General features: G+C 60.8%; 22 protein-coding genes and 1 riboswitch. Of the genes, 15 read left to right on the top strand and 7 right to left on the bottom strand.

Annotation, left to right across the window (positions count from 1 at the left end; genetic code table 11):
- Positions 1–44 precede the first annotated feature (44 nt).
- From H8790_RS11500 to dapD, 3 genes are all read right to left on the bottom strand, one after another.
- A complete protein-coding gene (locus H8790_RS11500; protein ID WP_187332653.1) occupies positions 45–1,682 on the bottom strand; it encodes a gluzincin family metallopeptidase in 1,638 nt (545 codons plus the stop codon).
- Positions 1,679–2,527, bottom strand: coding sequence for a deoxyribonuclease IV (locus tag H8790_RS11495; protein WP_187332652.1), 849 nt, complete (start codon positions 2,525–2,527; stop codon positions 1,679–1,681). Before H8790_RS11495 ends, H8790_RS11500 begins: the two co-directional genes overlap by 4 nt.
- A 67-nt stretch (positions 2,528–2,594) precedes the next feature.
- The gene (dapD, locus tag H8790_RS11490; protein WP_187332650.1) at positions 2,595–3,302 is read right to left on the bottom strand and encodes a 2,3,4,5-tetrahydropyridine-2,6-dicarboxylate N-acetyltransferase; all 708 of its coding nucleotides are present in this window, start codon (positions 3,300–3,302) and stop codon (positions 2,595–2,597) included.
- Positions 3,303–3,533: 231 nt separating this feature from the next.
- On the opposite strand from dapD, the gene H8790_RS11485 reads away from it, so the two are divergent.
- The 14 genes from H8790_RS11485 to H8790_RS11420 all read left to right on the top strand — a co-directional run bounded on the left by H8790_RS11485 (position 3,534) and on the right by H8790_RS11420 (position 18,674).
- A complete protein-coding gene (locus tag H8790_RS11485) occupies positions 3,534–4,652 on the top strand; it encodes an amidohydrolase (RefSeq protein ID WP_187332648.1) in 1,119 nt (372 codons plus the stop codon).
- Positions 4,637–5,773, top strand: coding sequence for a pyridoxal phosphate-dependent aminotransferase (locus H8790_RS11480; RefSeq protein WP_187332647.1), 1,137 nt, complete (start codon positions 4,637–4,639; stop codon positions 5,771–5,773). The genes H8790_RS11485 and H8790_RS11480 overlap by 16 nt, the downstream gene beginning before the upstream one ends.
- Before the next feature lie 114 nt (positions 5,774–5,887).
- Positions 5,888–6,063, top strand: a riboswitch (Lysine riboswitch).
- Between the two features lie 146 nt (positions 6,064–6,209).
- On the top strand, positions 6,210–7,097 hold the full coding sequence (gene dapA / locus H8790_RS11475; protein WP_187332645.1) for a 4-hydroxy-tetrahydrodipicolinate synthase: 888 nt from the start codon (positions 6,210–6,212) through the stop codon (positions 7,095–7,097).
- Entirely contained in the window at positions 7,094–7,843 is a 750-nt protein-coding gene (gene dapB, locus H8790_RS11470; RefSeq protein ID WP_187332643.1) for a 4-hydroxy-tetrahydrodipicolinate reductase, read from the top strand. Before dapA ends, dapB begins: the two co-directional genes overlap by 4 nt.
- The gene (locus tag H8790_RS11465; protein ID WP_187332641.1) at positions 7,840–9,147 is read left to right on the top strand and encodes an aspartate kinase; all 1,308 of its coding nucleotides are present in this window, start codon (positions 7,840–7,842) and stop codon (positions 9,145–9,147) included. Before dapB ends, H8790_RS11465 begins: the two co-directional genes overlap by 4 nt.
- A gap of 115 nt (positions 9,148–9,262) precedes the next feature.
- Positions 9,263–9,721: a metallophosphoesterase family protein gene (locus tag H8790_RS11460; RefSeq protein WP_187332639.1), complete on the top strand. Its 459-nt coding sequence runs from the start codon at positions 9,263–9,265 to the stop codon at positions 9,719–9,721.
- A 39-nt stretch (positions 9,722–9,760) separates the two neighbouring features.
- A complete protein-coding gene (locus H8790_RS11455; RefSeq protein WP_187332638.1) occupies positions 9,761–11,458 on the top strand; it encodes an FAD-dependent oxidoreductase in 1,698 nt (565 codons plus the stop codon).
- A gap of 88 nt (positions 11,459–11,546) precedes the next feature.
- Positions 11,547–11,813: a hypothetical protein gene (locus tag H8790_RS11450; RefSeq protein ID WP_187332636.1), complete on the top strand. Its 267-nt coding sequence runs from the start codon at positions 11,547–11,549 to the stop codon at positions 11,811–11,813.
- Between the two features lie 277 nt (positions 11,814–12,090).
- Positions 12,091–13,131 carry a GntG family PLP-dependent aldolase gene (locus H8790_RS11445; RefSeq protein ID WP_187332634.1) on the top strand — a complete coding sequence of 347 codons (1,041 nt, stop codon included), beginning with the start codon at positions 12,091–12,093 and terminating at the stop codon, positions 13,129–13,131.
- 114 nt (positions 13,132–13,245) lie between these two features.
- A complete protein-coding gene (locus H8790_RS11440) occupies positions 13,246–14,298 on the top strand; it encodes a tripartite tricarboxylate transporter substrate binding protein (RefSeq protein WP_187332633.1) in 1,053 nt (350 codons plus the stop codon).
- Between the two features lie 18 nt (positions 14,299–14,316).
- Complete coding sequence (locus tag H8790_RS11435) at positions 14,317–14,802, top strand: tripartite tricarboxylate transporter TctB family protein (protein WP_187332631.1); 486 nt, start codon at positions 14,317–14,319, stop codon at positions 14,800–14,802.
- A gap of 12 nt (positions 14,803–14,814) precedes the next feature.
- Positions 14,815–16,320 (top strand): tripartite tricarboxylate transporter permease, encoded by a 1,506-nt coding sequence (locus tag H8790_RS11430; RefSeq protein WP_187332629.1) that lies wholly within the window; start codon positions 14,815–14,817, stop codon positions 16,318–16,320.
- A gap of 22 nt (positions 16,321–16,342) precedes the next feature.
- On the top strand, positions 16,343–17,515 hold the full coding sequence (locus tag H8790_RS11425) for a M24 family metallopeptidase (RefSeq protein WP_187332627.1): 1,173 nt from the start codon (positions 16,343–16,345) through the stop codon (positions 17,513–17,515).
- A 148-nt stretch (positions 17,516–17,663) separates the two neighbouring features.
- Positions 17,664–18,674, top strand: a complete 1,011-nt coding sequence (locus H8790_RS11420; RefSeq protein WP_187332626.1) for a LysR family transcriptional regulator — start codon at positions 17,664–17,666, stop codon at positions 18,672–18,674.
- Positions 18,675–18,702: 28 nt separating this feature from the next.
- On the opposite strand, the gene H8790_RS11415 is transcribed toward H8790_RS11420, so the two are convergent.
- The 4 genes from H8790_RS11415 to H8790_RS11400 form a co-directional block, all read right to left on the bottom strand.
- Complete coding sequence (locus H8790_RS11415; protein WP_187332625.1) at positions 18,703–19,512, bottom strand: DUF169 domain-containing protein; 810 nt, start codon at positions 19,510–19,512, stop codon at positions 18,703–18,705.
- A 12-nt stretch (positions 19,513–19,524) separates the two neighbouring features.
- Positions 19,525–20,193, bottom strand: coding sequence for a methionine ABC transporter permease (locus H8790_RS11410; RefSeq protein WP_187332624.1), 669 nt, complete (start codon positions 20,191–20,193; stop codon positions 19,525–19,527).
- Positions 20,194–20,201: 8 nt separating this feature from the next.
- Positions 20,202–21,188, bottom strand: a complete 987-nt coding sequence (locus H8790_RS11405) for a methionine ABC transporter ATP-binding protein (protein ID WP_187332622.1) — start codon at positions 21,186–21,188, stop codon at positions 20,202–20,204.
- 63 nt (positions 21,189–21,251) lie between these two features.
- Positions 21,252–22,088, bottom strand: a complete 837-nt coding sequence (locus tag H8790_RS11400) for a MetQ/NlpA family ABC transporter substrate-binding protein (protein WP_187332621.1) — start codon at positions 22,086–22,088, stop codon at positions 21,252–21,254.
- 322 nt (positions 22,089–22,410) lie between these two features.
- On the opposite strand from H8790_RS11400, the gene H8790_RS11395 reads away from it, so the two are divergent.
- Entirely contained in the window at positions 22,411–23,853 is a 1,443-nt protein-coding gene (locus tag H8790_RS11395) for a stalk domain-containing protein (RefSeq protein ID WP_187332620.1), read from the top strand.
- The last annotated feature ends 45 nt before the right edge of the window (positions 23,854–23,898 follow it).

Raw genomic sequence — 23,898 nt, 5'->3', positions numbered from 1 at the left:
GCCGGGGAAAGCATGCTTTCCCCGGCCTTTTACGGCAAACCGGTTTATGCGGACAGGTCCACCCCGGCGGCGATGCGCCGGCAGTTTTCCGGATCAAAGACGTCGCTGAGGCCGGCCTCTTTCAGCGCGTCGGTGAAATACCACTCGGAGCAGTCCATGGCCTCCACCGTAAGGTAGGCGTTCAGCGCCTCGTCCGGGTCACTCAGAAGCATGGTGTAAAGCTCCAGGGCGGAAATGGCGGATACGGCGTAGCTGATGTAGTAGAAGGGATAGAGGAAGTTGTGCTCCAGGTACATCCATCCACCCGGCGCGCTGGCGTAGCCATAGGACTCGCAGACCTGGGCATAGAGCGCACTGACCCGCTCCGGGCTCAGCTCCTCCTCCGCGTAGACGCGCTGTAAAAACTCGTCGAACAGGGCGCCGTCCACCACGCTGTAAAAGAGGTTTAAAAGCACTTCACGGCGGATGGCCTCGCCCTCCACGCCGCCGAAGAGCTCCTCATACCGGGGCAGAAGCATCGCCTCCATCCCCTGGGATTGGAGCTCGCCCAGGTCGTTGTCATCCATGCCGAACAGCAGGTCGCAGCCTGTCAGGTAGTAGTTGGTGAAGTGACCGAACTCGTGGATGAACTGGGTGTAGTCGTAGTAGGTGCCCGAGGGGGCGTTGAACAAAAAGGGCTCATCATAGGAAAAGAGATAGGTGGTATAGCCGGTGTCGGCCTTGGTCGCGCTGGGGGCAATGTCATAGAGGCCGTTGGAGCGCAGAAAAGACAGGGATTCGCACAGCTCCCCGGAAAGGCCGCTGAGGCAGCGCTCCATGCCTTCCAGGATGGCCTCGGGGCTGCAGTCAATGCGGTCGGTGGAGAAGAGGGACTCCGTCTGCTCATAGATCTCCTGGGCATGGCTGTCGGCGGCCGGAGCAAAGTACTCCTGGGCGGAGCGCCAGAGGACCTGGCTGTCCTCTGGCGTGTAGTTGCGTATGTAAAGGGACGCATAGGCGTAGTCTGCATAGGAGTCGCAGCCCGCCTGGGCGGCAATTTCCCGGCGCAGCTCCACCAGCTCCAGGAAGACCTCAGCCACTGCCTCCTCGTCCACGTTCTCCTCCGCCATCAGCGAGCGGTAGCGCTGGCACAGCGCGTCCTCCCGGGCATAGAGGGCTTCTTCCGCGCTCTGGGCGTCATAGGAGATGAACCACTGAATCTGCTGGGCGTCATAGTGCTCCTTCAAGAGCTTTCCGTGGCCGGTCACCGACAGGGCGTGCATGGCGTCCCAGTATCCCTCGTTCAGCTCCCGGTACAGCTGAGAGGTGTAAAGGCTCTCCTCCGCCGCCTGCTCGTCGGTTGGGTCTGAGGCGCACTGGAGGTCGATGAGCTCCCGCATGGTGGCCACGGTGTAGAGGTAGTCCACAAGTGCAGTGTCGTCACGGTTGAAGTCCTCCTGGCTTCCCCCCTCCTTGGCATAGGTTTGGATTTTTGAGAGGAGGGCCTCCCCCTTCTCGGCGCTGCAGCGGCGGTAGGCCATGTCGGCGTAGGCGGTGGGGCCGGAGGAGGAGAAAACGGGTTCGGAGCCGCCGGCGGAAGAACTGGATCCGCCTGCCGCAGAGGGAGTCAAGAGCAGGGAGCAGCCGCTCAGCAGGGCAAGGCACAGCGCCGCAGCCGTCAGGCGGAGAAAGAATGATTTCATACCCGCTCCTCCTGTTCTGCCGTTTTTTTGCGCATAAGGGCAATCTCTTCGGCGTAGCCGGGCAGCTCGTTGGGCGTCTCCAGGCAGAAGGGCAGCCCCCGCAGCAGGGGGTGGGAGGCGACGCGCACCAGGGCCTCCGTGCCGATGGAGCCCTCGCCGATCCTGGCATGGCGGTCCTTGCGGCTGCCGGGCGGGTTTTTGCTGTCGTTGAGGTGGATGGCCCGCAGGTAGCGGAGGCCGATCACCTGATCGAACTGGCGCAGCACGTCGTCCAGGCTGTGGATGATGTCGTAGCCGCCGTCGCTGACGTGGCAGGTGTCCAGACATACGCCCATCTTGTCCTTCAGTTCCACCCGGTCAAGGATGGCACGCAGCTCCTCAAACCGGCCGCCCACCTCGCTCCCCTTTCCCGCCATGGTCTCCAGCAGTACAGTGGTGGACTGCTCCGGCTTTAAGACGGCGTTGAGCCCGTCGGCGATCTGCTCAACGCCCACGTCGATGCCCTGGCCCACGTGACTGCCGGGGTGGAAGTTGTAGAGCTGGCCCGGCAGAAGCTCCATCCGGGACAGGTCGTCGGCGATGGTCTCGGCGGCAAAGGCGCGTTTTTCCGGGTCGTTGGAGCAGAGGTTCAACGTATAGGGGGCATGGGCCACAATGGGGGCGAACCGGTTGGATCGCAGCAGCTCCATCAGTGCCGCGGCATCGGCGGCGTCCATGGCCTTAGCCCGGCTGCCCCGGGGATTGCGGGAGAAGTACTGAAAGGTGTCAGCCTGAAGCTTTAGGGCCTGACGGCCCATAGCGGCAAAGCCCTTGGTGGAAGAGAGGTGACAGCCGATGTGCAGCATAAAAAAACTCCTTTCTGAACGGGCGCAAAAAAGCAGCCGGCGCATAACGCCGGCTGCTTTTTCTTGCTTACAGCTCCCGCAGGGCGTCGATGAGCGCGGTTTTCTCCTCGGTCTTGGCGTCCTTGGTCTTGACGATCCGTGCGGGGCATCCGGCCACCACCGCGTGGTCCGGCACGTCTTCAATGACCACGGCACCTGCGGCCACCACGGCCCCGCGGCCCACATGCACACCCTCGATGACCACGGCGTTGGCCCCGATGAGCACGTCGTCCTCCACGATGACGGGAGTGGCGCTGGCGGGTTCCACCACGCCGGCCAGCACGGTGCCCGCGCCGATGTGGCAGCGCTTACCCACCGTGGCCCGGCCGCCCAATACGGCGCCCATGTCGATCATGGTGCCCGCGCCGATGACCGCGCCGATGTTGATGATGGCTCCCATCATGATGACCGCATTCTCCCCGATCTCCACCTTCTCACGGATCACGGCGCCGGGCTCAATGCGGGCCTTGATGCCCTTCAGATCCAGAAGGGGCACGCCGGAGTTGCAGCGGTCGTTTTCCACCACGCAGTCGGCGATCCGGTCAGCGTTGGCCTCCAGGATGGGGCCAAGCTCCTTCCAGTCGCCGAAGACGATCCTGCTGGTCACGTCCCCGGCGCCGCCGGTGAAGACCGTGGCACTGCCGTAGTCCACGGGGCTCTTTTCGTTCACATAGACCTTGACGGGGGTCTTTTTTTCCGAGGTGCGGATATACTCAATAATCTCCTGTGCGTTCATAACTGGCCTGCTCCTTTACCGGAAGATTCAAAAAAGTTGTACTTATCATACCACGGCAAATGGGGAAAGAAAAGGGGCAGGGGAAAACAAAGTTCACAGGGATAGACAATTTTCCTTTCCAAATATGAAAGAAAACGGCGAAATTCTCCGCCGCCGGAGAGAAAAAGTTGACGCGGCTGGCTGCTCGTGCTATGATTCAGGTCAATTCTTCAGTATAAAGAGGTGGCATCCATGTCCCTTGCCGACGACCGCCGGGCGCTGCACCGCATCCCGGAGCTGGACTGTGACCTGCCGGAGACCATGGCCTATCTGGAAAAGGCACTTTCCGGCCTCCGGTGCGCCCTCTCCTCCCCCTGTAAAAGCGCCCTTTGCGCCTATTTTGACTTTGGAGCGCCCCGCGCAATTGCCTTCCGCTCCGACGCCGACGCCCTGCCCATCACCGAGCGCAGCGGTGTCCCCTTTGCCTCCGTCCATCCCGGGAGGATGCATGCCTGCGGCCACGACGGCCACATGGCAATCCTGCTGGAGCTTGGCAGGCGGCTCAACGGATGGAGGAAGCTGGAGCGAAATGTGCTGCTGGTGTTCCAGCCGGCGGAGGAGACCACCGGCGGCGCCAGGAAGATCTGCGAGAGCGGAATCTTTGAGCGCTGCGGTGTGGAGGCGGTCTTTGGGCTGCACCTCTGGCCCGGCCTTCCGGCCGGGACGGTGGCCAGCCGCCGCCTGGAGATGATGAGCCGCTCCTGCGAGTTGACGGCGGAATTTACGGGCCGCTCCGCCCACATCGCCAGGGCGGAGGAGGGGATTGACGCCTTGGACGCGGCCGTCCTCTTCTACCGCCGGGTGCGGGAGCTGGTGGACTCCCTGCCGCCCCAGGTCTACCGGCTGTGCCGGTTCGGCCGTATGGAGAGCGGGACGGTCCGAAACGCGCTCAGCGGCCACGCGCGGCTGGAGGGCAGCCTGCGGGCCTTTCAGGACGAGGTGTTTTTTGACCTCCTCGAGGGCATCCGCGCCATCGGGCGGGATGTCCAGGCGGAGACGGGCTGCGGCGTGGCCGTCACCAACTCCGACGGCTACCCGGCCGTCATCAATCCGCCGGAGCTCTATGACTATATCCGCGTAGACTGCGGAATCGAGTTTGAGGAGCTCCCCCGGCCGGTCATGATCACCGAGGACTTTTCCTGGTATCAAAAGCACCTGCCGGGACTGTTCTTTTTTCTGGGCACCGGCCCTTCGCCGGCCCTTCATGCAGACGACTTCAACTTTGATGAGGCGGTTTTGAGCCGGGGCGCCGACCTCTTTGAATCCATCGCCCGGAGATATGGAGGAAGATCGGTATGCTGGAACGAATGAATCAACGGCTGCTGACGCTGGAGCCCAGCGGCATCCGCCGCTTCACGACCCTGGCCAAAAGCGTTCCCGGCTGTGCCCTACTGACCATCGGCGAGCCGGACTTCAACACCCCGGAGCCCATCAAGGAGGCCTGCAAGCGGGGGCTGGATGAAAACCACACCCACTATCCTCCCAATGTGGGCAGCCTTTCGCTGCGCACCCAGATCGCGGAGTTTGAACAAAAGCACAGCGGCCTCGGCTACGGCCCGGAGGAAGTGATCCTCACCATCGGCGCCACGGAGGCCATTTACACCGCCATGACCGGCGTGCTCAACATCGGGGATGAGGTGGTCATCCCCACCCCTGCCTTTTCCCTCTATGAATCCATTGCGGTGCTGGCCGGAGCCAGGCCGGTGCTGCTGGACACCAGCGAGGACCGGTTCCAGATCACGGAGGAGAAGCTCCGTTCCGTGCTGACGGAGCGGACAAAGCTGCTGGTGCTCAACTCCCCCAACAACCCAACCGGCTGCGTTTACAGCGCGGAGACGCTCCAGGTGGTCCGCCGGGCTGCCATGGAGGGGAACTTCTTTGTGCTTTCGGACGATGTGTACACCGGGCTTTCCTATGGGCCCTGCCCCCGCCTTGCCGCCTGCCGGGAACTGAAGGACCGCCTGCTGGTGGTGCAGAGCTTTTCCAAGCCCTATTCCATGACCGGCTGGCGGGTGGGCTATCTGATGGGCGATGCTCCGGTGATGGAGAAGCTGAGGCTGCTCCATGCCGCCGACGTGGTCAGCGTCACGGCCTTCATCCAGGACGGCTGTGCCGCCGCGCTGCGCTGCGACGTGTCGGACATGGTGGAGACCTACCGGGCCCGCCGGGACTATATGTACCATCGGCTGCGGGGCATGGGATTGGACGTGGTGGAGCCCATGGGCGCGTTCTACATGTTCCCCAGTGTGAAAAAGTTCGGCCTTGACACTGAGGAGTTCTGCCAGCGGATGGTCCGGGAGGGGAAGGTGGCCGGCGTGCCGGGCACCTGCTTCGGCGCGGAGGGCTTTGTCCGCTTTTCTTTCTGCTATTCCATGGAGGAGATCGCCCTGGGGATGGACCGGCTGGAGGAGTTCATCGGGACATTGGCGTAAAACTATAATAATGTGACAGCACATTTGCAAAAATAAGCGAAAAATACGTGAACTATGCACATTCTTCCACTCTTGCAATTTTGCCGCGGATACGGTATTATGTCACTCATAATAGATAGAGATAGAGGCGCGTTGCGCGATGAGTAACCCGGCTGCCAAGGCAGTGCAGGCCGTTGGCCGGGGGAAAGGCGCGGGACGCCGAAGGCAGTACCCGGGTGCAGCGGGGCTGTACTGGCCCGGTAAACGAACAGCAGCCGGGCTGTCGCATGATGCGGAGAGCTATCTTTACAAGTGTTTGTATCGGGGCAGCGGCGCTTGTCGCGGCGGCCCGGCTATACGAGTTCATGTAAAGAACAACCTTTTCGCAAAGGTTGTTCTTTATTTTTGCGAATGAACAGATGTCAGTTTATGAATTTAGAAACGGGAGGGCATTGACATGTCAAACGAAATTTTCAGAGGGATTGCAACCGCGCTCATCACCCCGTTTAACGACAAAGGTGTGGATTATGAGAGCTATGGCCGGCTCATCGACTGGCAGATCGAAAGCGGGATTGACGCGCTGGTCTCCTGCGGCACCAGCGGCGAGAGCCCCACGCTGTCGGTGGAGGAGCACAAGGAGATCATCCGCTTTGCGGTGGAGCGTGTGGCAGGCCGGGTGCCCCTTGTGGCGGGCACAGGCAGCAACTGCACGGAGAGCGCCATTGAGCTGACGGAGTTCGCCTCCGAGGTGGGCGCCGATGGCGCCCTTGTGGTGACCCCTTACTATAATAAGGCCACCCAGGCCGGCTTGGTGGCTCATTTCACCGCCATTGCGGACAAGAGCAAAATCCCTCTGATCCTCTACAATGTACCCTCCCGCACCGGCTGCGGAATCCAGCCCCAGACCTATGTGAAACTGGCCGAGCACGAGCGCATCCAGGCCATCAAGGAGGCCAATGGTGACATCTCCAGGATCGTGGAGACCGCCGCCCTGGTCCAGGGCAAGCTGGACCTCTATTCCGGCAACGACGACCAGATCGTGCCCATTTTGTCCGTGGGCGGCATCGGCTGCATCAGCGTGCTGTCCAATGTGCTGCCCCGGGAGACCACGGAGATCTGCAAGCGCTTTTTTGCCGGCGACGTGGCCGGGGCCGCCGCGCTGCAGCTGCGGTACCTGGAGCTGATCCACGCGCTGTTCTGCGAGGTGAACCCCATCCCCGTCAAGGCCGCCCTGGCCGCGATGGGCATGTGCGGCGGGAAGCTCCGCCTGCCCATGACGCCCATGGAGGAGCCCAACCGCCAGCGCCTGCTGAAGGCCATGAGAGAGCAGGGGCTGCGGGTATGAGGGTCATTGTGAACGGTGCCTGTGGGCACATGGGCCGGGAGATCGTCCGGCTGGTAAAGGAGGGCTACCAGGGCGGCGAACTTGCCGCCGCGGTGGACGCCTATGGAAAAGAGAACGGTGTGCTCACCGACCTGCACGGTGCGCCCGAGGCGGATGTGGTCATTGACTTTTCCCATCACACCGCCGTGGGCCCGCTGCTGGCCTACGCCTGCGGCAAGGGCCTTGCGGTGGTCATCGCCACCACCGGCCACACGGAGGAGGAGAGAGAGCTCATCTTTGCTGCGGCGAACAAAATCCCTGTGTTTTTCAGCGCCAACATGTCGGTGGGCGTGGCACTGCTTTGCTCCCTGGCCCGGCAGGCTGCCGCGGTACTGAAGGGCGCGGACATTGAAATTGTGGAAATCCATCACAACCGCAAGGCGGACGCCCCCAGCGGCACGGCGTTGATGCTGGCCGATGCCGTCCGCCAGGCGCGGCCGGAGCTGAAGAACCACTGCGGCCGGAGCGGCCAGTGCAAACGGGAAAGCGATGAAATCGGCATCAGCGCCATCCGGATGGGCGGTGTTGTGGGCACCCACGAGGTGATGATTACCACCGAGACCCAGACGATCACGCTCAAGCATGAGGCTTACAGCCGCGCGCTGTTCGCAGAAGGGGCGCTCACCGCCGCCCGGTTCCTCCTGGGCAAGCCCGCGGGACTTTACGACATGCAGTCCATGATCGGCGAATCAGGAGGGACGGAATGAAGACAGTCAAGTTCGGCGGAAGCTCCCTGGCCACCGCCGCCCAGTTTGAAAAGGTGGGGGCCATCCTCCGCCAGGACCCGGAGCGATGCTATGTGGTGGCCTCCGCGCCTGGCAAGCGCTTTTCCGGCGACATCAAGGTCACGGACCTATTGTACTGCTGCTATGACCTGGCCCTGCAAGGCCAGGACTTTACCGGCCCCTTCACGGAGATCCGGGCCCGGTTTGACGAGATCATCACCCGGCTCCGCCTGGACTTCTCCCTGGAGCAGGACCTTAATGAGATCGAGGCCCGGCTGCGTGAGCATCCCCAGCGGGACTTTGCGGCCAGCCGGGGCGAGTACTTAAATTCCAAGGTGATGGCCGCCTATCTGGACGTGCCCTTCCTGGACGCGGCGGAGTGCGTGTTTTTTACAGCCGAAGGCGCCTTTGACGCGGAGCGGACCAACAGCGTGCTGGGCGCAAAGCTGAAGGAACTGCCCAGGGCCGTGGTTCCCGGCTTTTACGGTGCCCTGCCCGACGGCTCCATCCGCACCTTTTCCCGGGGCGGGTCGGACATCACCGGCGCCATTGTGGCCCGGGCCTCCCAGTCCGACGTCTATGAGAACTGGACGGACGTGTCCGGCATGCTGGTCACCGACCCCCGGATCGTCCCCGACCCCAGGCCCATCGGCGTCATCACCTACACGGAGCTGCGGGAGCTGGCCTATATGGGCGCCAGCGTCCTCCATGAGGACGCCATCTTCCCGGTGAAGACGGCTGGCATCCCCATCAACATCCGCAACACCAACCGGCCCCAGGACCCGGGTACGCTGATCGTGCCCCAGGCCCAGGAGCAGCCCGAGGGCAGCATCACGGGCGTGGCGGGCCGCAAGGGCTTTACGGTGCTGACCATTGAAAAGGACCAGATGAACTCCGAGGTGGGCTTTGGCCGCAAGGTGCTCAGCGCCCTGGAGGAGTGCGGCGTGAACTTTGAGCACATGCCCAGCGGGATTGACACGCTGTCCGTGGTCATGGCCTCCGCGGAGTTTGAGCCCCACCGCCAGGAGATCGTTCAGAAGATCTGCTCCACTGTCAACCCTGACGCCGTCTCCGTGGAGGACGCCATGGCCATGATCGCCGTGGTGGGCCGGGGCATGGTGCGCCGGAAGGGCCTGGCCGCCCGGCTGTTCACCGCCATTGCCGAGGCGGACGTGAACCTCCGGATGATCGACCAGGGCTCCAGCGAGCTGAATATCATCATCGGCGTGGATGAGGCCGACTTTGAAAAAGCCATCTCCGCCGTCTACCGGGCCTTCTGCGCGTGATTTCATCCAATTCCCCCTCCCGCCGAAAGGCGGGAGGGGTTCTTTCTTGACAGGGCCGGCCCCATGGATTAAGATACCCTCAACCGGCCCTGCCGGAATCAAGGGGAGGGACTCAATGAACATTTTGGTTTTTTCCGACTCCCACGGTAATGTGGACAACATGGTCCGTCTCACCCGTTCCCTCCGGCCCGACGCGGTCTTTCACTTAGGAGACCTGCTGCGGGATGCAAGGGCCCTGGGCCGGGAGTGCCCCCAGGTCCCCATGGCCGCGGTTCCGGGCAACTGCGACGGCTGGACGGAAGAGCCGGACATCAAAAATCTGATGGTGGACGGCTGCCGGGTGCTGCTGTCCCACGGCCACCGCTGGCAGGTGAAGATGGGGTACGGCGCCGCCATCGGCGCCGCCCGGCGCGCCGGAGCCAATGTGCTGCTCTTCGGCCACACCCACCAATCCTGCTGTTTTCAGCAGGACGGGCTTTGGATTATGAACCCGGGCGCCGTGGGCGCGCGGGGGACATGCGGGTGGCTGAGCATCAGCGGCGGGAAGATATCCTGCCGCATCATTGAGGAATGACCCATATATTGCAAGATCAGAAAAAACAGGAGGACCCGAATGAAGGTATTGATCATTGGCGGCGTGGCGGGCGGAGCCAGCGCTGCGGCGCGGCTGCGGCGGCTGGACGAACAGGCGGAGATCGTGGTGCTGGAGCGCTCCGGCTACGTGTCTTACGCCAACTGCGGCCTGCCTTATTATGTGGGCGGCGTGATCACGGATAAAGAGGCCCTGACCCTCCAGACGCCGGAGAGCTTTCGCCGCCGTTTCCGCATCGACGTGCGGGTGGGGCATGAGGCCACGGCAATTCATCCGGAACGAAAGAGCGTGACGGTGCGGAGCATAGCCGACGGCACGGAATATGAGGAGACCTACGACAAGCTGATCCTCTCCCCCGGGGCCAGGGCCGTGCGGCCGGACCTGCCGGGTATTGACGATGGGCGGATCATGACGCTTCGGACCGTGGAGGACACCTTCCGCATCCGGGAGTATGTGGAGCGCTGCCGGCCCCGTCATGCCACTGTGGTGGGCGGCGGGTTTATCGGCCTGGAGATGGCGGAGAACCTGATGGAGGCCGGCGTCCCCACCACGCTGCTCCAGCGCAGCGCCCAGGTGCTGCCGCCCCTGGACTACGACATGGCCTGCCAGGTCCACTCCTACCTCCGGACCAGGGGGCTGGATCTGCGGCTCAATACCCCCATCGCCGGGTATGAGGACGCCGGAGACTGTCTGAGGGTGGTGCTGAAGGAGAAGCCGCCCCTCAAGACGGACTTGGTGCTCCTGGCCATCGGCGTGGAGCCGGACACCAAACTGGCCCGGGACGCCGGGCTGGAGCTGGGGCGCAAGGGCTCCATCGTGGTGAACGAGTATATGGAGACCTCCCTGCCGGACATCTACGCTGTGGGCGATGCGGTGCAGGTGCGCCACCTGGTAAGCGGCCGCCCGGCCCTCATCTCCCTGGCCGGCCCAGCCAATAAGCAGGGCCGCATCGCGGCGGACCGGATCTGCGGGCGGGAGGGGCGCTACCGGGGCTCCCAGGGCTCTTCGGTCATCAAGCTCTTTGGCATGACCGCAGCCTCCACGGGACTCAATGAAAAGAGCGCCCAGGCCGCCGGCATCCCCTATGAAAAGGTGGTCAACTTTTCCACAGACCACGCCGGCTACTACCCCGGCGCAGCCAACCTGACGCTGAAGACCCTTTTTGACCCGGAGAGCGGCCGGATTTTAGGCGCCCAGATCGTGGGTTTCGGCGGAGTGGACAAGCGCATCGATGTGCTGGCCGCCGCCGTCCGGGAGGGCCTCAACGCCGCGGATCTGAGCGAGTTGGAGCTGGCCTATGCACCGCCCTACTCCTCTGCCCGGGATCCGGTGAACGTGGCCGGCTTCACCATCGAAAACCTGCGCTCAGGCCTGGTGCGCCAGTTTCACTGGGACCAGGTGGACACCCTGTGCCGGGATGGCGGCGCCACGCTGATAGATGTGCGTACGCCTGGGGAGTTCCGCTCAGGCCACATTCCCGGCGCCGTCAATATCCCCCTGGATGACCTGCGGGAACGGCTGGGGGAACTGGACCGCGACAAGAAGATTTATGTCAACTGCCACAGCGGGCTGCGCAGCTATCTTGCCTGCCGTATCCTCACCGGCAGCGGATTTGCATGCGCACACCTCTCCGGAGGTTACCGATTCTACTCCTATGTGATGTCGGATCGCCGGTGTGACGAGGGGGCGGCCCACCCCTGCGGGATTCCGCTGAAGTAGCGCGCCGGCAAACGCATGCCGAAGGGGTGGTAAGCCGGTGAAAAAAGGCTGTGGTACAATGCATTCAGAATCCAGAAGGAGGGGCAGTATGTCTGACATAGAAGAGATTTTGGCCGCGCTGACGCCCAAGTGGTTCGACCGGGCCACCGTGTACACCGGCTCCGAGGGGGAGTTCCGCTACCGCTTCCGCCGGGAAAAGGAGACTGTGTCCGCCGCCGTCTACACCCGTCTGTGCTATGAAAAGGCTGAGGACGTGGAGGAGCGGGAGTTCCCCCGGGACGAACAGGGCGTGGAATCGCTGCGCCAGTGGGTGGCGGAACGGTATCAGTCGTTTTTGTCTTCCAACAAGGGATAAACGGATGGCGCCGGCACACAATAAATTCGTCATCCTGCATAATATGATTAAAAAAAAGAGGACAGTCTGGATAAAAGACTGTCCTCTTTTTTGTGCCCTTTTCAAAAATGAGGGCAAATTGCACAAACAAACGTGATTAAAATGATAAAAAACAGAAAAAATGCTTATAACAATAAAAATAAACTATAGTTAGTATTGACATTAACTATATGAAATGATAAATTAACCTCAAACGCGGCAGCATGAACAACCGCAGCCGAAATTTGGAGGGAAACGAATGAAAACGATTGATCTGAGAAGCGACACCGTCACGCTTCCCACCCGGGAGATGCTGGAGTACATGATCAGCGTGCCTCTGGGCGACGATGGACGGGCAAAGGGCAGCAAGGGCGAGGACCCCACCGCCGCGGAGGCCGAGGCCTATGTGGCCAAGGTCTTTGGCAAGGAGGACGCACTGTACGTGCCCTCCGGCAGCATGGGCAACATGGTCTGCGTCGCCACCCACTGCAAGCGCGGCGAGAAGGCGGTCACCGCCGTCAACATGCACATGTACAAGGCGGAAAAGGGCATCTTCAGCCCGGACCTGTGCGGCATCGTGCCGGTCTGTCTGCCCCACACCAAGGGCGTCTACGACCTTAAGGAGCTGGAAAAGACTCTCAAGGGCGGCGACATCAAGCTGGTCTGCCTGGAAAACACCTACAACTTTGAAGGCGGCTGCGTGATCTCCCGGGAAGACATAGAGAAAATCCTGAAGCTGTGCAAACAGTACGGTGCGGCCACTCACATGGACGGCGCCCGGGTGTTCAACGCCGCCAGCGCCTTAGGCATCAGCGTGGCGGAGCTGACGGAGGGCGTGGACAGTGTCCAGTTCTGCGTGTCCAAGGGCCTCTCCGCTCCCATCGGCTCGTTCCTTGTGGGCAGCAGGGAGTTCATCGAGAAAGCCAGAGCCACCCGCAAGCTGATGGGCGGCCAGCTGCGCCAGGTGGGACTGCTGGCCGGAGCCGGTATGTACGCGGTGCAGCACCTTTCAGAGCGTGTGGCCCACGACAACGCCCGGGCGCGGAAGCTGGCCGAGGGCATCCAGGACGCCAAGGACATCTCCATTGATCTCTCCACAGTCCAGACCAACATCGTCAAGGTGGACCTTCACGGCGCGCTCAAGGGAAAGGATTGGCTCCGGGCCCTGGAAGAGGAGGCCCATGTGCGGGCCCACTACATCACCGACGACTCCATCCGTCTGGTAACCTACCGCGGCATCAGCGATGAGGACATTGACGAGGCCATTGTCCGCATCCGGAATTTCTGCGCGGCCCATTGACCTGAGCGAACAGGCTGCAACCAACGCATCAAACGCATCGACTGAATTCACCCGTATCTGAGAAAACCGGGAGGTCCCGGAAAAATATGAGAAAAAGAAAGTGTGGGTAATGTCATGAAAAGATTGTTTGCTCTGTTGCTGACCCTCGCAATGTGCGCTTCCCTGCTGGCCGCCTGCGGCAATGGCGGCAGCTCCTCCGGCGGTTCCTCCGCCTCCGGCAGCGGCGACGCGTCCTCCACCGGCGGCGACGCGTATCCCGAAGGCACCATCACCATCACCGTGGCCTACAGCGCCGGCGGCTCCAGCGATAAGCTGGCCAGAATGGTGCAGCCCTATCTCCAGGATGAGTTGGGCGTCAACGTGGTGGTGGAAAACCAGGGCGGCGCCAGCGGCCAGATCGCCGCGGAGTCCTTCCTGAGAAAAGACCCCGACGGCTACAACCTGTTGGCGGTCAACGCCCCTGGCATTTTCTACACCGTGGCCCTTCAGGATACCACCTATGACTACGGCGACCTGGTGCCCGTGTGGGTGGAGTCCTACGATCCCATCGTCATGCTGGCCCTCAACGCCAGTGAGTTCAACACGCTTGGCGACTTCATCGAGGGCGCCAAGGACAACCCCGGCAAGTATTCCGTGGGCTATGCGGCCGGCGGCGGCCAGCAGGCGACCGCCTTGTGGCTGAAAGACAACCTGGATTTGGACATCAAACTGGTCTCCTATGACGGCGGCTCCGACGCCTCCGCGGCGCTTCTGGGCGGGCATGTGGACGTGATCTTCGGCGACGCCTACGCCCGTGTGGACCTGGTCACCGAGGCCAAGGCCCTGGGCATCGGCACCGCAGAGGCCAACACCGCTTGGCCCGACGCTGTCTCCTTCAATGAGCAGCTGAAGGCTTACAGCGTGGAAATGCCCTCCGACGAGTTCCAGGCCAGAATGGGCTGCTACTGGGTTTCCAAGGACTTTGTGGACCAGTACCCCGACCGTTATCAGAAGCTGATCAGCGCCTTTGAGAAGGCCTGCGCCAACGAGGAGTATATCCAGACTCTGAAGGACGCCAATGTTTATGATTCCGCCGTGCTGGCTTCCGGCGCCACCTACTCCCAGCAGATGGAGCAGATGGCCGACGAGGTGGAGACCGTGGTCGCGCCTCTGTTTGCTGAGAGCTAATTTAAGAAAGGACTGCCCATGTTTAGAATCAAGACAAAAACCGGTCAGGTGGAGATATCCAAGGAAATCGTTGTGGTGCTGCTGATGGATCTCTTCGCCGCCGCCTATGCAATCGCGGCCCGGGGGCTGTCCTCCGCGTCGCTGATGTTCCCCGGCTTTTTGCTGGCGGGCATCCTGATATTCAGCATTCTGTGCATCAAGCAGTCCATCCACTTCCGCCGGGAATCCCCGGCGGAGGCGGATGGAGAGGAAATCGGATTCGGCGTCACCGGAAAGTTAGTGGCTTTTGTGCTGCTGGTGCTGGCCACGCTGCTGTGCTTCAACTTCTTGGGCGCGGTGCTTTCCGTTTTCCTGTTCCTGCTGGTTTCCATGATCATTCTGGGAGTCAAAAACAAACTGGCATTGATTCTTGTGCCGGTGGTTATGGTCACCTTTGTGTATTTGGTGTTTAAAGTGTGGCTGGCGGTTCCCCTGCCCGCTGGTCTGCTGACGTTTCTGAAGTAAGGAGAGACGCAAATGGCAGAAATCGCAACATATGTGGGAAACGCGCTGGGTGAGCTTGCCAGCGGCAGCACCTGGATGTGGATCATCATCGGCACCTTCATGGGCATCATCGTGGGCGCCATCCCCGGGTTCACCTCCAGCATGGCCACCGGTATCCTGCTCCCTGTCACCTTTGCCCTGACCCCGGTGAACGCGCTGGTATTTTTGATTTCCGTGTACATCGCCACCATCTATGGCGGCAGCATCACAGCCATCCTGCTCAATACCCCGGGGGCGCCGGAATCCTCCGCCTCCACCTTTGACGGCTATCAGATGACGCTGAAGGGACAGGGCTGCGAGGCGTTGGGCGTGGCCTTCTGTTCATCGGCCTGCGGCGGGCTCATCAGCTATGTCTTTATGATCTTCGCCATGGTGCCCATCGCCCGCATGGCGGTGAAGATCGGGCCCACGGAGATGTTCCTCATCGCGCTGATGGGCGTGAGCATCCTGGCGGTGCTCTCCTCCAGCGCCAACGTGCCCAAGACGCTGCTCTCCGGCTTTGTGGGCCTTTTGATCGGCACCATGGGCATGACGCCCACCGGCGAATGGCGGGCCACCTTTGGCTCCATATACCTGGCCGAGGGCGTTCAGGTGGTGCCGGCCATCATCGGTTTTTTTGCCATGTCTGAGGTATTCAGCATGGTGGGCAAGGAGTTTATCGTCAACAAGGACGCTCAGACCAAGACCAGTGTCCGAAAGATATTAAAGGGCATGCACTGGGCCCTGCGTTATCCCAAGACCATCATCACCTGCGGTGTGACAGGTATGATCATCGGCGCCATCCCCGCCGCCGGCGGCACCGTGGCCGCCTTCACCGCCTACGGCATGACCAAGAAGTCCTCCAAGTGCGGCCCCCGGTTCGGAACCGGCTGCCCCGAGGGCGTGGTGGCCCCGGAGGCCGCCAACAACGCCTGCACCGGCGGCGCGCTGATGACCACCCTGGCTCTGGGCGTCCCGGGCAGCTCCACCTGCGCCATTTTGCTGGGGGCTCTCAGCATCCAGGGCCTGACGCCGGGTCCCACCCTGGTGCGGGATCAGATGCCCATGGTGTACGTGCTGATTCTGGCGGCCATCCTGTCCCAGGTGGTGATGCTGGTCATGGCCATCGGCGCGGGCTTTGGCCTCACCAACCTGCTGGATATCCCCACCAAGATTTTAGCCCCCTGCATCATGGTGTTTTGCATTGCCGGCTCCTTTGCCTGCCGCAACGCCATGTTTGATGTGTTTTTGATGTTTGCCTTCGGCCTGGTGGGCTACTTGATGAAGCAGTTTGACTTCTCGCTGCCAGGCATTGTATTGGGCATCGTCCTCGGCGGCATAGCGGACAACCAGCTGATCCGGGCCAACCAGCTCTTCGGCTCGGAAACCATCAAGGCCATCTTCACCCGCCCGGTCTCCCTGGTGCTGGTGATCGTCATTGTGTTCAGCGTGGTGTGGCCTTATGTACAGCCGCTGCTGAAGAAGAAAAAGAATGTTTAAATTGATATAAAGGAGAAACAAAATGGAACTGTGGAAAGAAGACCCTTCCTACTACGGCGGGGACGTACTGCATCAGGCCAAGAAGGAGAAAATCCAGAAGGCCATGGAGGAGAACGGGCTGGACGCCATCTTGCTGCTGAAGGCGGAGACCGTCCGCTATGCCACGGACTTCTATGTCAAGGGGTACCGCCCCTTCTATGAGCCGGAGTACCTGGCCGTGATCCCCAAGGGCCGGGACACCGTGGTGGGCCACACCTCCGGCAGCGACAACTACCGCATTCAGATCCGCTCCGACATCAAGGACCACCGCAAGCTGCCCGGCTTCTCCAAGTGGGGCGAAGAGGTCATCAAGATCTTCCGGGACTACGGCATTACCTCCGGCCGCGTGGGCGTGGAGCTGCTGCCCTTTGAGATGTACCTGCAGCTGAAGGCGGAGTTCCCCGCCATGGAGTTTGTGGACATCAGCAAGATGTGGGTGGATCTGACGGTGGTCAAGCACCCCGAGGAGATCAAGCACCTGCGCCGCGCCGTTGAGATCGCTGTGGTGGGCTGCAACGCCGCACTGGAGTTCTGCAAGCCCGGCAAGACCGAGTACGAGGTGGCCGCCTATGCCGAGTACAAGATGCGTGAGTTAGGCAGCGAGATGACGCCCTTTGTCACCAACATCGCCTCCGGCGTCAACTCCGCCATCTTTGAGCGCATTTCCACGGAGCGGGTTATCCAGGAAAACGAGATGGTCATCATCGACCTGGGCTCCGTGTACCGGGGCTATACCGGCGACGTGGGCCGCTCCATGTGCACCGGCAAGCCCACCGATCTCCAGAAGCAGATGTACAAGGTCAACTACCTGGCCCTCCAGGAGGCGCTGAACACCGTCAAGCCCGGCAACACCTGCGGCGATGTGGACGCAGCAGCCCGCCGGGTCATCCGGGAGATGGGCTTTGAGAAGTATGAGCACAAGTTCGCCACCGGCCACCAGCTGGGCTACGGCCTCCACGGCTCCCCCTCTATCAACAAGGGCGTGGATTACGTGCTGCGTCCGGGCATGGTCATGGCCGTGGAGCCCCGGGTCACCATGTTCGACCGTCCGGAGGTGGGCGGCACCCATATGGAGCAGAACATCCTGGTCACCGAGGACGGCTACGAGCTGCTGAGCAAGGACCTGCCCTTTGACGCGGACCTGATGGCAGACTAATACTCCCTCTCTATACAGCAAAAAAGGCAGAAGCAATGGTTTCTGCCTTTTTTTGCTGGCCTTTTGGAAAGGATATGGGGCTTTCCGGCTTGCATATTTTTTCCAAAGGGATTATGATAGACTATATTGAAAAGGTAGAATGGAAGATATGCACACGACAACCCAGAGTATAAACGAACAGCCAAAGACCGCCCCTGCCATGGGAACGGAGAACTATGTGGGCAGGGGGATGAGGAGCAAGGGCGTGGATATTAAGCAGATTATCTACTTTGTGGAGATCGCCGACCGGGAGGGGTATTCGGCGGCGGCAAAATCCCTCAATGTTTCTCAGCCCACGCTGAGCGTGGCCATTCAGAAGCTGGAGAAAGAGTTTGGGCTGAACCTCTTTTATTACAACGCCAAAAAGATGAACCTCACCAGTGAGGGCAAGCTGTTTTACAGCTATGCCCGGGATTTCCTTGCGGCTTACAACCGTATGGTGGAGGGGTCCTGGAGCATCAGCCGGGAGATCATCGGCAATGTGTCCATTGTGGCCGCGCCTGTGCTGAGCAAGGTGTACTTGGGGGAACTGCTGTCCATCTATCATGAGAAATACCCCGGCGTCACCATCCACGTGGAGAGCAAGTGCGGCACCAGCGGGCTGGAGCTGCTGGAGTCCCAGGACGCGGACTTTGCCATGAAGATGATGCCCATCGACGAGAGCAAGTACGACATCATCCCCATGGTCAACCAGAATCTGAAGTTAGGGGTCCACAAGAGCCACCGCCTGGCGTCCCGCAGGTCTGTCTCCTTCCAGGAGCTGAGCAATGAGACCTTCCTCACGGTCAGCGACGATTACTCCCTGTACCGCCAGTTTATGAAAAACTGCGAAAATGCAGGCTTTACCCCGAATGTCGCCCTGTCCTCCACGGACTGCGACTTCCTGGCCTCCCTGGTGAGCCGCAACTGGGGTGTGTTCCTCATGGGCCAGCCCATCTGGGACTCTGTGGACAATAAGAACATCCGCCTCCTTGACGTGACGGACGCGGACGTCACCTGGGACTTGGGGCTGGTCAGCAAGAAGGGCCGTGTGATGAGCAATGCCAGCGTGGCCTTCGCGGAGCTGGCAAGGGAGTACTTTTCAGAAAAGATTGCAGACGGGAAACCGCTGCCCAAATAGAAAAGGGAGGAGCCGGAAGGCCCCTCTCTTATTCATAGGCGGAGCTTATGTAGCAGTAGGAGAAGTCGTCCTGTAGCGGGAATTCCTCCTCCATGCCGTTCGCTTTGAGCTTTTGCCGGGCGACGGCCTTTTTCTCATTGCTGTCCTGCAAGTCCATGGTGCGCAAAAGCCCCTCCACGCTCAGCGGGAATTTGCTGTAGGGGATGGAGACCGCCAGTTCGCTGTCGCTCCATTTGCAGTACAGCCGGGTTCCGCCGCACAGCGTGGAGAGATTGATGCTGTTGGACATATAGGGATAGGCGGTGGACTCGGAGCAGATCGCCTGAAGGCCGGACATCTTGAAGTTGGTCTGGATGCCGTAGTAATAGGTATAGCCCTGAATCAAACGCATGGCGTAATAGGGGCTGGTGATGAGGAGGACCAGGTGGGGCGCCTCCTCAGAGTCAGCGTACTGGGAGAGGGGCTTGACCATGACTCCGTATGCCTTGTGGTCACAGAGGGTCTGGCGGTCCCGGGTGTACTTTGCGGTGCCCAAATCATGGTACAGGCGGAAGGCGAGCCCCCTGCGTCCGCTGCGGTGGGATTCGTCCGGAAGCTCCAGCCCCAGGGCACGGGCCGCGGCAGCGCACCGGTGGCTGGAGGCATCCGCCTTTACGGCATGGCCCAATGTGGCGGATTTGACCATCATGCAGTAGTTGATGGGCTTTGTCAGCTCTATGGCCTGCGCGTCCTCAAATTCCTGCTTGGTGAACAGGAAGCGGACGCCGACCGCCTGGCGGGGCCAGTCAATGGCGCAGCTCAGCCGGTCCGCAAGCTCTTTGACAGTAAACTCTTTCATGCACGTTCTCCTTTATAGACGCTTGTAAAGTTGGTTGCCGATCAGCTGGATCAGCTGAACCAGGATGCACAATATGACGACGCCGGTGTAGAGCACCATGTCGTCAAAGCGGTGGTATCCGTAGTTCATGGCAATGGAGCCCAGGCCGCCGGCACCGATGGCGCCGGCGATGGTGGTGGCGGACAGGTAGGTGACCGTGGCCAGGGTGGTGCCGGAAACGATGGATGGGACGGCCTCTTTCAGCATCACCCGGAAGATGATCTGAAGGTTGGAGGCGCCGAAGGACCGGGCGGCCTCAATGAGCTGGGGGTCCACCTCCACCATGGCGTTTTCAAAGATCCGGGCCATGAAGGGCGTGGCCGCCACGGTCAGGGGGAATACGGCGCCCCGGATGCCCATGGTGGTGCCCATGACGGCCCGGGTCACCGGCAGCAGGGCCACGATGAGGATCATAATGGGAAAAGAGCGGATGAAGTTCACAAGGAAGTTCAGCACGGAGTAGACGGCCCTGTTGGGCTTGAGCCCGCCGGGCCGGGTGGTGGCCAGCACCACGCTGATGAGAAAGCCGAACAAAATGGCCAGCACCATGGTGGCGGCCAACATGGCCAATGTGTCGTAGATGGCCGGTTCAATGAGTCCGAAAAAGTATTTCTTGAATCTTGCGATCAGTTCTGCGTCCATTGGGTCTCCTACTCCTTTCCAGTCTGCCCGCCGGGCTCCGTCACCCATGCGATCTGCCGGAGCTTCAGCCAGTCCCGGACCTGGGGAAGGAGCCCATTGGGCACCTCGATGATCAGGTAGGTGACCGCGCCGTGGCGGTACTGCTCCCTGTCCGCCTTCAGGACGCTGAAGTCCTGGCCCAGCTCCCGGGCCATCCGGGAGAGGATGGGCTGGGCCGCCTGCTGACGGGTGGGCAGCAGGCGCAGCACTGTCCCGCCGCCGGTGGGTTCAACGGCCTCCTGGCTGCCCATCAGGCGGCGCAGGGCCTCCGGAGGCGTGGAGAAGAGGGAGGTGATATCCCCTTGGGCCACCAGGCGGCCCCGCTCCAAAAGATAAACCTGCTCACAGGAGGACTTCAGGATGGACAGCTGATGGGTGACGACGATCATGGTGATCCCTAACTGCTGGTTGATGTCCGAAAGGAGGTCCATAATGGTTTCCGCAATGTTGGGGTCCAGGGCGGAGGTGGCCTCGTCGCAGAGTAGGAATTTGGGATTCATCGTCAGCGCCCGGGCAATGGCCACCCGCTGCTTCTGGCCGCCGGAGAGCTCTGTGGGCAGGGCGTCCCGCTTATCGGCGATGTGGACCAGCTCCAAAAGCTCCGTGACCCGCTTGTCGATCTCACTTTTGCTGTATTTCCAGCACCGCATGGGCAGTGCCACGTTGTCGTAGACGCTCAGCCGCTTGAGCAGGGAAAACTGCTGAAAGATCATGCCGATGTCCCGGCGGAACCGGCGGGCCTCCAGCCCGGATAGGGTGGACACCTCCACGCCGTCCACCTTCAGGCTGCCGCTTTCATAGCCGGTGAGGCCGTTGATGCAGCGAAGCAGCGTGGACTTCCCGGAGCCGCTCTGGCCGATAAGGCCGTAGACCTTTCCGCTCTCCATGGTCATATGGATGTCCTCCAGGGCGGAAAAGTCGTCAAAATGCTTGCAAAGACCGCGTATTTCTATCAAGGGCTCTCCTCCTCCCACAATGGCAAGGGGCGGCGCTCCGGCCGCCCCTTCCAGATGGATGTATCAATACAGCACCAGGGTTCCTTTGTATAACTCGTCGAACCGGGTGCGGAACTCGTCGGAGTGCAGCGCCTCGTCCAATGCCTTCACCCACTCGCTGTCCGCGTCCTCGGCGCGCACGGTCAGGCCGATGGGATAGCCCTGCTTGGCTGTGTTTTCCGCCAAAAACACATTGGGGTCCAGGTTGGTGTCCAGAATGTACTGGGCGGGGCAGACCACGGCATCGCAGTCTTCGATGCTGCGGGCGGTGTAGGAAATTTCAGTCTCCACGAACTTGATGTTTTTGGGGTTGCTGACCACGTCCAGGGTGGTGTAGAAGCTCTCGGTCTTCTCCCCTAACTCAATGAGCTCCAGATCCTGGAGAAACAGCAGCGTGTTCTCCATGTTGGTGGAGTCGTTGGGAATGGCAATGGAAGCACCGTCGGGCAGCTCGTCCAAAGAGGTGTACTTGGCGGAGTAGAGGGCGGTGCGGCCATAGTACAAAGAGCTCACCGGAGTGAGGTCTGTGTTGTTGTTCAGGTTGTACTGCTCCAGCCAGGGGGCGTGGTTGTAGATGAACCCGTCGATGTCACCGCCGCTGCAGGCGTCGGCCGGGCCGGAGTTGGAGTCAAAGAGGACTACCTCCACGTTGTATCCCTGGTCGGCCACCAGCTCAGCCAGGACCTCAATCATGTCCGCATAGGTGCCGCCGCTGCCCAGCTGGATGGTCTGAGGCTGGGAGGAGGCGCTGCCGCCGGCGGAGGAAGCGCTCCCGGAGGAGGCGGAGCCACCGCCGTTTCCGCAGGCGCTCAGGGAAAGTACCACAATACAAGCCAGGGCAAGAGAAAGCATTTTTTTCATGAAACGAATCTCCTTAAAAATAAACAAAGTATCGTTGCAACGGGTAAAATAATACAAAAATCGAGAAAAAAAGTCAATAATTTGACGATTGTATTTTGCACTGAATGAACTGGTAAAATTGAAAAAAACAATCATATAAAAAGTGATGGAATCCCCTTTCCGCCTCTGCGGCAGGGACATCTTAACGAAAAAATAACAGCCGGAGGGCCGTTGTTTTTTGTTTCCCTATAGACAATCGGGCCGATAAACGATAAAATAGGATGCAAGAAGCTCATCCGCCATACGGCGGTGAGAATCAAATCTGAAAAAGAGGGACAAAACAATGAAAAAGATCTTATCTCTGGCATTGGCGCTGGTACTGGCCCTTGCGCTGGCGGTACCTTCCTTTGCTGCGGAGACCACTGCCCAGAAGGACATCCAGGTGGTTCTCAACGGCGAGTCGGTCGCCTTCCCCGACGCAAAGCCTGAGTTGACCTCCGGCCGCACCATGGTGCCCTATCGCGCTCTGATGGAGACCCTGGGCGGTAAGGTGGAGTATGTCACCGGCGGCACCATCACCTGCAAGCTGGGCGACACCACGCTGAGCTTTGAGGCCGGCGGCAAGGTGGTCACCAAGACCGGCGCCGACGGCAAGTCCGAGAGCATCCAGATGGATGTCCCCTGCTACATTAAGGCCGGCCGCACCTATGTGCCTGTCCGCTTCTTTGCCCAGGCCCTGGGCTATGACGTGTTCTGGGACAGCGACGACCGCGCTGCGGTCCTGGTGGACAAGGATGCGCTGATCGAGGAAATCGACAAAAGCTTCACCGTGCTCAACGAAGCCCTGGCCAAGCTGGCAAGCGATCCCAACAAGAACTACAAGACCACTGCCACCGCCAACATCGCCATGACCTCCAAGGACGAGACCGGCGCGGAGGTCAAGTTCGACATGAAGATGGATATGACCATGATCCAGGATCAGCAGAGCCTGGAGATGGACGCTAAGATCGATATGTCTTCCCTGCTGAAGGAGATGGATCTGGATGCCGCGGTGAAGAGCGGCGCCATGACCGCTGAGGAAGCCGAGGCCATGCGCCAGATGCTCAGCAACATCACCATGAAGATGATCTATGATTACAAAAACGACGTCATCTACATGAACATGCCCCTGCTGGATGCCATGGCCACTGAGGAGACCACGGTGAACGGCGAGACCTGGTACAAGATGACCCTGGGCCTTGGCGATCTTTCCGGGATGAAGGATTCCAGCACCGTGGGCCAGACTATCTATATGATGGAAAAGATGGCGGCCAGCCTGGACGCCAATGCACCCGCGCAGCTTTATGATGCCGTGAAGGCCGATGCCCTTGCCGCCAGTGCGTTCCTGGGCGACAGCGCCTACACCAAGGTGGGCTCCTCCTATCAGTGGAGCTTTGACAAGTCCAAGCTGGACAGCGAGACCGCGGCATTGTTTGACGACCTGTCCATGACCATCAAGGCCAACAGCGACGGCTCCATGAAGATGACCTTCAAGATGGGTATGACCCAGGAGGGCAGCAGCGTCAGCGTGTCCGGTGACGGCACCATGACCAAGGACTCCGCCACCATCACCATGAACATGGATATGGGTGAGATGGGTACCGCCAAGATCACCATGGACATGAAGATGGCGGTCACCACGGAAAAGCCCGCCGCCGTTCCCCCCGCCGCCGCTCAGATCGTCGACCTGGGCAGCCTGGATGCGATGATGAACTCCCTGGCCGGCGCCACCGGCGCCGCTGCGTAAATCAGCCAAGAAAAAAAGACAGCCGCATAAGCGGCTGTCTTTTTT

The organism is Oscillibacter hominis (genome assembly GCF_014334055.1).
Classification (GTDB): domain Bacteria; phylum Bacillota; class Clostridia; order Oscillospirales; family Oscillospiraceae; genus Oscillibacter; species Oscillibacter hominis.
The sequence above is the reverse complement of the archived record's forward strand: the minus strand, read 5'-3'. Positions and strand labels throughout refer to the sequence as shown.

Excerpts from the sequence above, each read along its gene's own strand:
- H8790_RS11425 (WP_187332627.1), top strand. The coding sequence starts at position 16,343 with ATGGAACTGTGGAAAGAAGACCCTTCCTACTACGGCGGGGACGTACTG.
- H8790_RS11410 (WP_187332624.1), bottom strand. The coding sequence starts at position 20,193 with ATGGACGCAGAACTGATCGCAAGATTCAAGAAATACTTTTTCGGACTC.
- H8790_RS11460 (WP_187332639.1), top strand. The coding sequence starts at position 9,263 with ATGAACATTTTGGTTTTTTCCGACTCCCACGGTAATGTGGACAACATG.
- H8790_RS11415 (WP_187332625.1), bottom strand. The coding sequence starts at position 19,512 with ATGAAAGAGTTTACTGTCAAAGAGCTTGCGGACCGGCTGAGCTGCGCC.
- H8790_RS11500 (WP_187332653.1), bottom strand. The coding sequence starts at position 1,682 with ATGAAATCATTCTTTCTCCGCCTGACGGCTGCGGCGCTGTGCCTTGCC.
- H8790_RS11485 (WP_187332648.1), top strand. The coding sequence starts at position 3,534 with ATGTCCCTTGCCGACGACCGCCGGGCGCTGCACCGCATCCCGGAGCTG.
- H8790_RS11465 (WP_187332641.1), top strand. The coding sequence starts at position 7,840 with ATGAAGACAGTCAAGTTCGGCGGAAGCTCCCTGGCCACCGCCGCCCAG.
- H8790_RS11430 (WP_187332629.1), top strand. The coding sequence starts at position 14,815 with ATGGCAGAAATCGCAACATATGTGGGAAACGCGCTGGGTGAGCTTGCC.
- dapD (WP_187332650.1), bottom strand. The coding sequence starts at position 3,302 with ATGAACGCACAGGAGATTATTGAGTATATCCGCACCTCGGAAAAAAAG.
- H8790_RS11435 (WP_187332631.1), top strand. The coding sequence starts at position 14,317 with ATGTTTAGAATCAAGACAAAAACCGGTCAGGTGGAGATATCCAAGGAA.
- H8790_RS11395 (WP_187332620.1), top strand. The coding sequence starts at position 22,411 with ATGAAAAAGATCTTATCTCTGGCATTGGCGCTGGTACTGGCCCTTGCG.
- H8790_RS11480 (WP_187332647.1), top strand. The coding sequence starts at position 4,637 with ATGCTGGAACGAATGAATCAACGGCTGCTGACGCTGGAGCCCAGCGGC.
- H8790_RS11420 (WP_187332626.1), top strand. The coding sequence starts at position 17,664 with ATGCACACGACAACCCAGAGTATAAACGAACAGCCAAAGACCGCCCCT.
- dapB (WP_187332643.1), top strand. The coding sequence starts at position 7,094 with ATGAGGGTCATTGTGAACGGTGCCTGTGGGCACATGGGCCGGGAGATC.
- H8790_RS11445 (WP_187332634.1), top strand. The coding sequence starts at position 12,091 with ATGAAAACGATTGATCTGAGAAGCGACACCGTCACGCTTCCCACCCGG.
- H8790_RS11400 (WP_187332621.1), bottom strand. The coding sequence starts at position 22,088 with ATGAAAAAAATGCTTTCTCTTGCCCTGGCTTGTATTGTGGTACTTTCC.
- H8790_RS11455 (WP_187332638.1), top strand. The coding sequence starts at position 9,761 with ATGAAGGTATTGATCATTGGCGGCGTGGCGGGCGGAGCCAGCGCTGCG.
- H8790_RS11440 (WP_187332633.1), top strand. The coding sequence starts at position 13,246 with ATGAAAAGATTGTTTGCTCTGTTGCTGACCCTCGCAATGTGCGCTTCC.
- H8790_RS11495 (WP_187332652.1), bottom strand. The coding sequence starts at position 2,527 with ATGCTGCACATCGGCTGTCACCTCTCTTCCACCAAGGGCTTTGCCGCT.
- dapA (WP_187332645.1), top strand. The coding sequence starts at position 6,210 with ATGTCAAACGAAATTTTCAGAGGGATTGCAACCGCGCTCATCACCCCG.
- H8790_RS11450 (WP_187332636.1), top strand. The coding sequence starts at position 11,547 with ATGTCTGACATAGAAGAGATTTTGGCCGCGCTGACGCCCAAGTGGTTC.